Raw genomic sequence first — 8,999 nt, forward strand, 5'->3', positions numbered from 1 at the left:
CTTCGTCTGTAGTTTGTCTAATGAATTAAATAGTAAACTCCATTATTGTTTTTATCAATTTCTCTGATGTGACTGGTTTTGTCAGATGGCCATTCATTCCAGCAAGCTGACATTTGTCCATACATTCCTGTGAAACCTGAGCTGTCATTGCAATAATCGGAATATTTTTCCCTTCTGGATGGTTGGAAGTACGAATCTTTCGACAGGTTTCTAAGCCATCCATTACCGGCATCATAATATCCATGAGTATTATATCGTAAGTATTTGGAGCGGAGGATGTAAATTTATCTAAAGCTTCTTGGCCATTCCATGCTTTTTCAATCATTGCTCCACGATCAGATAAATAGAATTCTGCAATTTCCATATTTAAATCGTTGTCTTCTACTAAGAGAATATTGATTCCGTTCAGATTATTTTGTGCAGATTCTTCACCGTTAGAAGAAACAGAAGATTCCCTTTCCTGTGTATCTGTGTACATTTTACCTGCTGCTTTTTCTGCATTGAATGAGTATTTTTTCTTCTATTTTCGTTCCTGATTGTTCACTTATTTTAAATGGCAGCTAGAAAAAACAAATGTAGTACCTTCTCCAAGTGTACTTTTTACTTCAATTGTTCCATGCATTGCTTTAATAAGTTGTTTTACAATGGACATACCAAGCCCGCTTCCTTTATAGTGTGTCCGAGCATCCGTCTGTTCCTGCGTGAAAATGTCAAACAATTCTTCTTTTACAAACTTTTCACTCATGCCGATACCACTGTCTTTTATTTTAAATTCATACCAGACTGTAATTCCGTCAAAAGAAATTTCTTTGGCGTAGGTATCAATTTTTCCTCCTACCTTATTGTATTTAATTGCATTGCTGAATAAGTTCAGCATAATCTGACGAAGTCGGGTTGGACTTCCAAGTAAAATCGTATGCTTTAAATTCTTTCGATATGTATGGTGGGACAGCTTCATCTCAAGTAACTGTGCATTTACCAGAGAAGTTACATCTGCCATAAGCTGTAATAAATCAAAAGAAACTTCTTCTAATACAAGTCGTCCGGATTCTAATTTACTCATATCAAGAACGTCATCTGCAAGTGCCATAAGATGACCAGCAGACAGCTGAATTTTACCAAGACACTCTTCGAGTTTCGCTGGATTTTCTTTATTTTTACGAATAATATCAAGCATTCCCATAATTCCATTAATTGGTGTACGAATATCGTGACTCATACGGTTGACAAATTCTGTTTTTGCTTTACTTGCAGAATCTGCCTTTTCAAAAGCAAGTTGAAGTCGCTCTTTTTCCTGTTGTTCCTTTTCATGGAATACCGATGTATCTTTAAATAGAATAATTCCATGGACTACCTTTGTCTCTTCCTGAAGTTCACTGTCATAGACAGTATCCTGAGACATTAGCACAGTTTTTTGCAGCCAAATTAATTTGCCGTTTTGTCCTCTTTCCCGATATTCTACAGTTACCTGTTTTTCTCCACTACAAAAACGTCCTAACAACTTTGCAGAAGCTTCTACAATACGATAGTTCTCCATGGTATCTTTCGTAATAAATTCTCGTTGTTTTAAACAATAGGTATCATAAGAACAAGGCAGAACAATCTTTAAATCAAATTCTCGTGCACTCTCTGAATGATAAAAAATCTTTTCTAAACGATCATGTGTAAAATCAACTGTGTATACTGCCTCGGCAGTATCTAATAATGCTTCCACATAATTTCCATTTTCAAGAATTGCCTGCTTCATCTGTTCATAGTATTGTGTGAGCTGTAACTTCTCATCGGAAGCGGCAACATTTCTGTCATGAAATACTTCAAAACCCAAAATAAAGTGATGTACAGTTCCATCTCTTCCAGTATCGCAAAAAATACCGGTTAACCGGCCATGTATCGTGACATCTTCTTCTGTATACTTATATGAGATTTCATGAATGGGCTGTTCCTCTGTCATATGCTCTTTTAAATAGTCAATCTGAAGCTGTGACCACATCTTTTTTCTCGTGGAATCTGTTGCCAGTTTATGTACAATCTGTTCTACTGCACCTGAATAACTTCCATCTTCTGCAAGGAAAAATTTACTACTTGCACGGAGAACACGATACTGATCCATAAATACATCACAATAAAGACAGTCAGAAAACTGATATCCCATCTCCTTTACTTTTGCCAGTAGTCGCTGATTCATCCGCTTTTCTTCTGCGGCCTCTTCCATTTTGGCACGATTCTTATCAATGTACATATTTTTATCTGCATAACGGAATAATTCCCGCATGGTAGATTGTTCAAAATCCTGCGACATTGCATAACCAACTGCATAACTGATTGGCATTTCTGGGTATTCCTTTGAATATTTTGCCGCCTGTTCCCGAATATCTCTAAGACATTCTTCCACCTGCATACGAGTGACATTTTTTAAGACAGCGATAAATTCATCACCACCATCACGTCCAACAAAATACTCATCTGCAACAGCAATACGCAACTGTACTGCAAAGGAACGGATATATTCATCCCCCTTATCATGTCCTAAATTATTATTAATATTTCGAAGATTATTTAAGTCAAAAACACAGATGGCTACTGCATCTTGTGCTGAAAGTAGGTCCGAAGCATTAAGAATCTCTTCACATTTATTCTTATTAGGAAGTCCCGTTGCCTCATCTAAATACACTTTACTCTGCAAAATGCGATTCTGGGCCGCATAGCGAAGTGCCTTTATCAATTCAAGGGCAATTAAAATAACAAGTCCACCTATGTCCACAAAAACAATTGTCTCTAACTGACTGAGAGCGGTTGCCTTTCTTTGAGAATATGCTTCTGCTAAACCTGTAGCTTCATCGCATATCTGAAAAAAATGCTCGCTCTTATCGATAATTGCTGTATTTTCATACCCAACTTCACGGACGCGCTGGATTTCTTCACATAATTCTTTAAAATAGCTGTTCAGTTCCTGCATTTTACTCTGAAAAGCCCTATCTTCCAAACGGACAAGATTCAACTCATCACTGCCGTAACGAAGTCCTTTTATATAGGAAGAAACACTGTCAATCATCTCATCATGTGGCTGCCCTGCATCTTCAAGCTTGATAATACGCTGCGTCTTACCACGCACCAATCCTGCATAATTGACAATCCTAGCCGTTCCCTGAATCTGGCTGACTAATAGCATGATACAGAAAAATAATATGATTAAAATTGTTGTTAGAAGAATCATCGCTCCTCTGGTAATATATGATGTCTTTTTTGAACTTGAATTATTCTTCATGTCTAAGCGCTCCATAATCTTATAATTTTATACAAAACAGTCATACTATTATTATAGCCATTTCGCTGACACAAACATATTTTTGTTCTGTACATATAACATCATTTGTTTTAGCTATCAAACCGCTCTTATCTACATAAATTTTTGAACGTAAACTTCCACGAAAAGATGCATTCCCCGGATTTAAATAAATTCCCATAGTAAATCTCCTTCCAGAATTCTCTTTAATGAAGTACTCAATAATTGAATTACAAAAAAGTTCTACTCGATTTCTAAAATATATAAATTACTATAAGAGTATTTCAAACATTTTTTAGGCTTTAATTACCTGAATCCTTTTACTTATTAATTCTGCTTCATAAAAAGAGTCAATCTCACTATCTGTAATAACGGCTTTTATCTGGTCTTTTAAGTTCAAAGGTACAATTCCTCGTTTAGAGAATTTCTCACTTTCGGTCAAAACAATCACTTCTTCTGCCTGTCTTGCCATATCTCTTACTGCCTGTGCACGCATCTGGTCTTGATTGGTAAATCCCATCTTCGTAGAATAGCCATCTGTTCCAATAAAGAAGCGGTCTACAAAGAAATTCTCCACGCACTGTAAAATCATCGGGCCGACCATTACCTGAGAATCCTGCTGATAAATACCACCCAAAAGATTAATCTGAAAATTGGATTTTCCACGAATATATTCTGCAATAAATGCGCTGTTTGTAATAATCGTTAAATCCTTTTTTGTTGTAGTAAGTGTATCGGCCAGCAAGGCACAACAGCTTCCATTTTCGATCATAATGGTATCTCCATTAGAAACCAATCCTGCCGCTTTCTGCGCTATTTTTCTTTTTTCTTCATAATGATAGGCAATTCTTCCGTTAATATCATCCGTACTACAAAGAAGGGCAAATCCATGTTCTCTTTTGATGACTCCCTTGCTTTCTAGTGTATCCAAATCCTTTCGCATTGTCACCTGGGAAACACCTAGTTCTTCTGCAAGGTGCGAAACCTCTATTTTATTATCTTTTGTCAATAATTCTAATATTTTATTACCTCTATTTTTCATAAATGAATCCTTTCATTTTGGTAATTCCGTTATTTAATTCATTGATACTCTACAATCTATTTCCACATTTTCGTCCGTTAAATATAGTATACTAAGAAATTCGTAAATTTTCAATGCATTTTATTTACGAACGAAAGAAAACAAAGGTGTTTTTTAGAAAAATGCTTTAATTCCATTTTTTATAAAGGTATCTTTATATTCTTCTAAATCTTCTTTATGAAGAGATGGCTGGTGTTTATAGGCATAATGTTTTCCTAATAAATCATATTTATTTTCACCGAACTGATGAAATGGCAGGAGCTGGCAGGTGGTAATTCCTATGTTCCTTAAAGTTGCGGCAAACTGTATTGCATCTTCTAAAGAGTCATTGAAGCCCGGAATAACAGGGATTCTTGGAAGTACTTTTTTTCCAACTTTGACGGCATAAGTCATATTCGATAGTATCAATTCGTTATAAATGCCTGCTCCCTCTTTATGTTTTTTACTGTTCCAATGCTTCATATCAAAAAGAATATAATCTACCTGCTCTATTATTTTAGCAAACAGCTCTGTTTTCAGAAATCCTGTCGTTTCGCAGCAGGTATGCAGTCCTTCTTCTTTTGCAGCTAAAAGAAGCTGTAATGCAAAGTCTGGCTGATATAACATTTCGCCACCAGACAGAGTAATTCCACCACCGCTTTCTTCATAAAAAACTTTATCCTGAAGAACAACGTCCAGTACTCCCTGTACGGTCTTCTCCTCTCCTTCTGCCTGCAACGCTCTTGCAGGACATTCTTCAATGCATTTTTGACAGCCATTACAGATATATGGATTTATTTTTATTTCATTTGAAAAGAAAGTAATCGCCTTTTTCGGACAGATTTCCATACAATGATGGCAGCGGACACATTTTTCCATATTCCATAATATCTGCATTTCTGAATACTGACTCTCTGGATTGGCACACCAGGCACAATGAAGTGGACATCCTTTAAAAAATACAACTGTTCGAATTCCTGGTCCATCATTTACACTGAATTTTTGGATGTTAAATATCATTCCTTTTTTTGTTCTGTCTGCTTTTTTCATTTTTTTATTCCTCCTCGGTTTTCATTTTATATTGGATATTTTTTCATAATCATTTTTAAGGTTTTCAGTACATATTTATTTTGTTTAACTGCTTGACATATTTCCGTTAGTTAAGTAAAGAGTATTTTTATCATTTACTTTGTTTCGTAAAAATATATTGTCATTATAGCATAACTTCTCCTACAAATCCACATAAAAACTTACGAACATAAATATTTTCAGTTTCTTAAAGAAATATATTGACATTTAATAGGATTAATGTTAATTTAATTTTATAAACACAGTAGTTACAATTTACGAACGTAATTTTTAGGAGGTTTCACTATGGAGAATCAGGAACATTTTGGACGATTAACCGATAGAATGGCTGCTTTTCGTGAAGAAGTATTAGAAGAAAAGCCATATATTGATGCAGAACGTGCCGTACTTGCCACACAGGCCTATAAAGAGAATCAAAATCAGCCACGAGTGATGGTTCGCGCGCTTATGTTACAAAAGATTTTAGAAAACATGAGCATTTATATTGAAGATAAATCCTTAATCGCAGGCAATCAGGCAACAAAGAACAAAAATGCACCTATCTTCCCAGAATATACGATGGAATTTGTTATGAATGAGCTTGACCTTTTTGAAAAAAGAGATGGCGATGTTTTCTATATTACAGAAGAAACAAAACAGCAACTTCGTGATATTGCTCCATTCTGGGAAAACAATAATCTTCGTGCCAGAGGAGAAGCTCTTCTTCCTGATGAAGTAAGTGTTTTCATGGAAACTGGTGTCTTTGGAATGGAAGGTAAGCTCAATGCCGGAGATGCTCATCTGGCGGTAAATTACGAACGAATCTTAGCTGAAGGTTTAAAAGGTTACGAAGAACGCACAAAGAAATTAAAAGCAGCTCTTGATTTCACAAAACCAGAAAGTATTGATAAGAATGTATTTTACAAGGCGGTTCTTATCGTTATTGATGCCGTACATACCTTTGCTAACCGTTACAGTAAACTTGCACAGGATATGGCACTTACTGAGACAGATGCGAAAAGAAAAGAAGAATTATTAGAAATCAGCAGAATTTGTGCCAAAGTTCCTTATGAACCTGCTTCCTCTTTCCGCGAAGCAGTACAGGCAGTCTGGTTTATTCAGCTTATTTTACAAATTGAATCTAACGGACATTCTTTAAGTTATGGTCGTTTTGACCAGTATATGTATCCATATTATAAGAAAGATATGGAAAATGGCAGTCTTAGCGAAGAATCTGCATTAGAATTACTTACCTGTTTATGGATTAAGACTTTAACGGTAAATAAAGTCCGTTCCCAGGCGCATACATTAAGTTCTGCCGGTTCCCCAATGTATCAGAATGTTACAATCGGCGGACAGACAACCGATAAGAAAGATGCGGTAAATGAATTAAGTTTTACGGTTCTTAAATCAGTCGCACAGACAAGATTAACCCAGCCAAACTTAACCGTTCGCTACCATGCAAACTTAAATAAAAAGTTTTTTGATGAGTGTATTGAAGTTATGAAGCTTGGTTTTGGTATGCCTGCATTAAATAATGATGAAATTATCATTCCTTCCTTTATTAACTGGGGTGTAAAAGAAGAAGACGCTTATAACTATAGTGCTATAGGCTGTGTGGAAACAGCTGTTCCGGGCAAATGGGGTTACCGTTGTACTGGTATGTCTTATATTAACTTCCCAAGAGTTCTTCTTTGTGCCATGAATAACGGTGTTGACCTTACCAGCAAAAAGCGTTTTACAAAAGGCTATGGTTATTTTACAGAGATGGAAACTTACGAAGACTTATTAGCCGCATGGGATAGGACGGTTCGTGAAATGACTCGCTACAGTGTTATTGTAGAAAATGCCATTGACAAAGCTTCCGAAAGAGATGTCCCAGATGTTTTATGTTCTGCCCTTACTGATGACTGTATTGGTCGCGGCAAAACAATCAAAGAAGGTGGTGCCGTTTATGATTTCATTTCCGGACTTCAGGTTGGAATCGCAAATATGGCAGATTCTCTCGCTGCCATCAAAAAGCTTGTTTACGAAGAGAAAAAAATCACAAAACAGCAGCTCTGGGATGCAATCCTTGATAACTTCCAGTCACCTGAAAATAAAAAGATTCAGGAAATGCTTATAGAGGAGGCTCCAAAATACGGAAATGACAACGATTATGTAGACAATCTGGTTGTAGAGGCGTATGATTCTTATTTAGATGAGATTAAAAAATATCCAAATACTCGCTACCAGCGTGGTCCGATTGGCGGAATCCGTTATGGCGGAACTTCTTCCATCAGTGCCAATGTAGGCCAGGGAATGGGAACTATCGCTACTCCAGACGGAAGAAATGCATTTGAACCGTTAGCAGAGGGCTGTAGTCCTGCTCATAATGCAGATAAAAACGGCCCTACTGCTATTTTCAAAACTGTTTCCAAGCTTCCAACAGAAAAAATTACCGGCGGCGTTCTTCTTAATCAGAAAATGACACCACAGATGTTATCTACCGAAGAAAATAAGCAGAAATTAGAAATGTTAATTCGTACATTCTTCAATCGCTTACACGGCTATCATGTACAGTACAATATCGTTTCTAAAGAAACATTGATTGACGCACAGAAACATCCGGAAAAACATAAAGACCTCATTGTACGTGTTGCCGGATACAGTGCCTTCTTCAATGTACTTTCTAAAAAGACACAGGACGATATTATTGGAAGAACAGAACAGGCTTTATAATCTTTATTAATAATGTGTATTTCCATGATTCTCAATCATTGGGGATTGTTGACTATCTTAAAGCAATTATCAAACTAATTAAAGAATTAATAAAAATTATATAGAGAAATCTACCAAACAAATTATCTAAGAAAGGAATATTACCATGAAATTAATCATTGACGATGCACACATTGACCTTATTAAAAAAATCTATGAATACTATCCTGTAGATGGAGTGACAACAAACCCATCTATCCTTGCCAAAAGTGGCAGACAGCCTTTTGAAGTATTAAAAGAAATCCGCAGCTTTATCGGCGAGGAAGCTGAACTTCATGTACAGGTTGTAGCCAAAGATGCAGACGGTATGGTAGATGACGCACACCGTATCGTAAAAGAATTAGGTGCCAATACTTATGTAAAAGTTCCATCTATCCCGGAAGGTTTCAAGGCAATGAAAGCTCTTGCCAAAGAAAATATCAACATTACTGCTACTGCTATCTATACTCCAATGCAGGCTTATCTTGCTGCAAAATGCGGTGCATCCTACGCAGCTCCATATGTAAACCGTATCGACAATATGGGATTCAACGGCATTCAGGTAGCAAAACAGATTCATGATATTTTCAAAAACAATAACTTAAAAACAGAAGTTCTTGCTGCAAGCTTCAAAAACTCCCAGCAGGTACTTGAATTATGCGAATACGGAATCGGAGCTTCCACAATCGCTCCAGATATTATTGAAGGACTTGTAAAAAATCAGGCAATCACCTCCGCTGTTGATGACTTTGTAAAAGACTTCGAGGGATTAACTGGAGCAGGAAAAACAATGAGTGATTGTTAAATAGGAATTTGCCGCAGGCAAAAAGACGCCCCCGAAGAGAGTCT

Annotated in this window: 7 protein-coding genes; 2 read left to right on the forward strand and 5 right to left on the reverse strand. The window is 36.5% G+C overall.

Translation table 11 applies throughout. The features are described 5' to 3' along the window. Positions 1-25: 25 nt before the first annotated feature. The 5 genes from EUBHAL_RS16065 to EUBHAL_RS01290 all read right to left on the reverse strand — a co-directional run bounded on the left by EUBHAL_RS16065 (position 26) and on the right by EUBHAL_RS01290 (position 5,393). Positions 26-478, reverse strand: coding sequence for a response regulator (locus EUBHAL_RS16065; protein ID WP_005343855.1), 453 nt, complete (start codon positions 476-478; stop codon positions 26-28). A gap of 66 nt (positions 479-544) precedes the next feature. After that, positions 545-3,265, reverse strand: a complete 2,721-nt coding sequence (locus tag EUBHAL_RS01280) for a diguanylate cyclase domain-containing protein (protein WP_242648719.1) — start codon at positions 3,263-3,265, stop codon at positions 545-547. Positions 3,266-3,305: 40 nt separating this feature from the next. Then, on the reverse strand, positions 3,306-3,464 hold the full coding sequence (locus tag EUBHAL_RS15810) for a hypothetical protein (protein WP_005343858.1): 159 nt from the start codon (positions 3,462-3,464) through the stop codon (positions 3,306-3,308). A 114-nt stretch (positions 3,465-3,578) separates the two neighbouring features. Continuing rightward, positions 3,579-4,325, reverse strand: coding sequence for a DeoR/GlpR family DNA-binding transcription regulator (locus EUBHAL_RS01285; protein ID WP_005343860.1), 747 nt, complete (start codon positions 4,323-4,325; stop codon positions 3,579-3,581). 153 nt (positions 4,326-4,478) lie between these two features. Then, positions 4,479-5,393 carry a glycyl-radical enzyme activating protein gene (locus EUBHAL_RS01290; RefSeq protein ID WP_005343862.1) on the reverse strand — a complete coding sequence of 305 codons (915 nt, stop codon included), beginning with the start codon at positions 5,391-5,393 and terminating at the stop codon, positions 4,479-4,481. A gap of 324 nt (positions 5,394-5,717) precedes the next feature. Between EUBHAL_RS01290 and EUBHAL_RS01295 the strand changes: the two genes are divergently transcribed. Both EUBHAL_RS01295 and EUBHAL_RS01300 read left to right on the forward strand, forming a co-directional pair. Then, complete coding sequence (locus EUBHAL_RS01295; RefSeq protein ID WP_005343864.1) at positions 5,718-8,132, forward strand: glycyl radical protein; 2,415 nt, start codon at positions 5,718-5,720, stop codon at positions 8,130-8,132. Between the two features lie 145 nt (positions 8,133-8,277). Further along, complete coding sequence (locus EUBHAL_RS01300) at positions 8,278-8,955, forward strand: fructose-6-phosphate aldolase (RefSeq protein WP_005343866.1); 678 nt, start codon at positions 8,278-8,280, stop codon at positions 8,953-8,955. Positions 8,956-8,999 lie beyond the last annotated feature (44 nt).

The sequence above is a fragment of the Anaerobutyricum hallii DSM 3353 genome, from assembly GCF_000173975.1.
GTDB classification, from domain to species: Bacteria; Bacillota; Clostridia; order Lachnospirales; family Lachnospiraceae; genus Anaerobutyricum; species Anaerobutyricum hallii.

What these genes read in the sequence shown, in the direction of transcription:
- EUBHAL_RS16065 (WP_005343855.1), bottom strand. Translation starts at nt 478, where the DNA reads ATGTACACAGATACACAGGAAAGGGAATCTTCTGTTTCTTCTAACGGT.
- EUBHAL_RS01280 (WP_242648719.1), bottom strand. Translation starts at nt 3,265, where the DNA reads ATGAAGAATAATTCAAGTTCAAAAAAGACATCATATATTACCAGAGGA.
- EUBHAL_RS15810 (WP_005343858.1), bottom strand. Translation starts at nt 3,464, where the DNA reads ATGGGAATTTATTTAAATCCGGGGAATGCATCTTTTCGTGGAAGTTTA.
- EUBHAL_RS01285 (WP_005343860.1), bottom strand. Translation starts at nt 4,325, where the DNA reads ATGAAAAATAGAGGTAATAAAATATTAGAATTATTGACAAAAGATAAT.
- EUBHAL_RS01290 (WP_005343862.1), bottom strand. Translation starts at nt 5,393, where the DNA reads ATGAAAAAAGCAGACAGAACAAAAAAAGGAATGATATTTAACATCCAA.
- EUBHAL_RS01295 (WP_005343864.1), top strand. Translation starts at nt 5,718, where the DNA reads ATGGAGAATCAGGAACATTTTGGACGATTAACCGATAGAATGGCTGCT.
- EUBHAL_RS01300 (WP_005343866.1), top strand. Translation starts at nt 8,278, where the DNA reads ATGAAATTAATCATTGACGATGCACACATTGACCTTATTAAAAAAATC.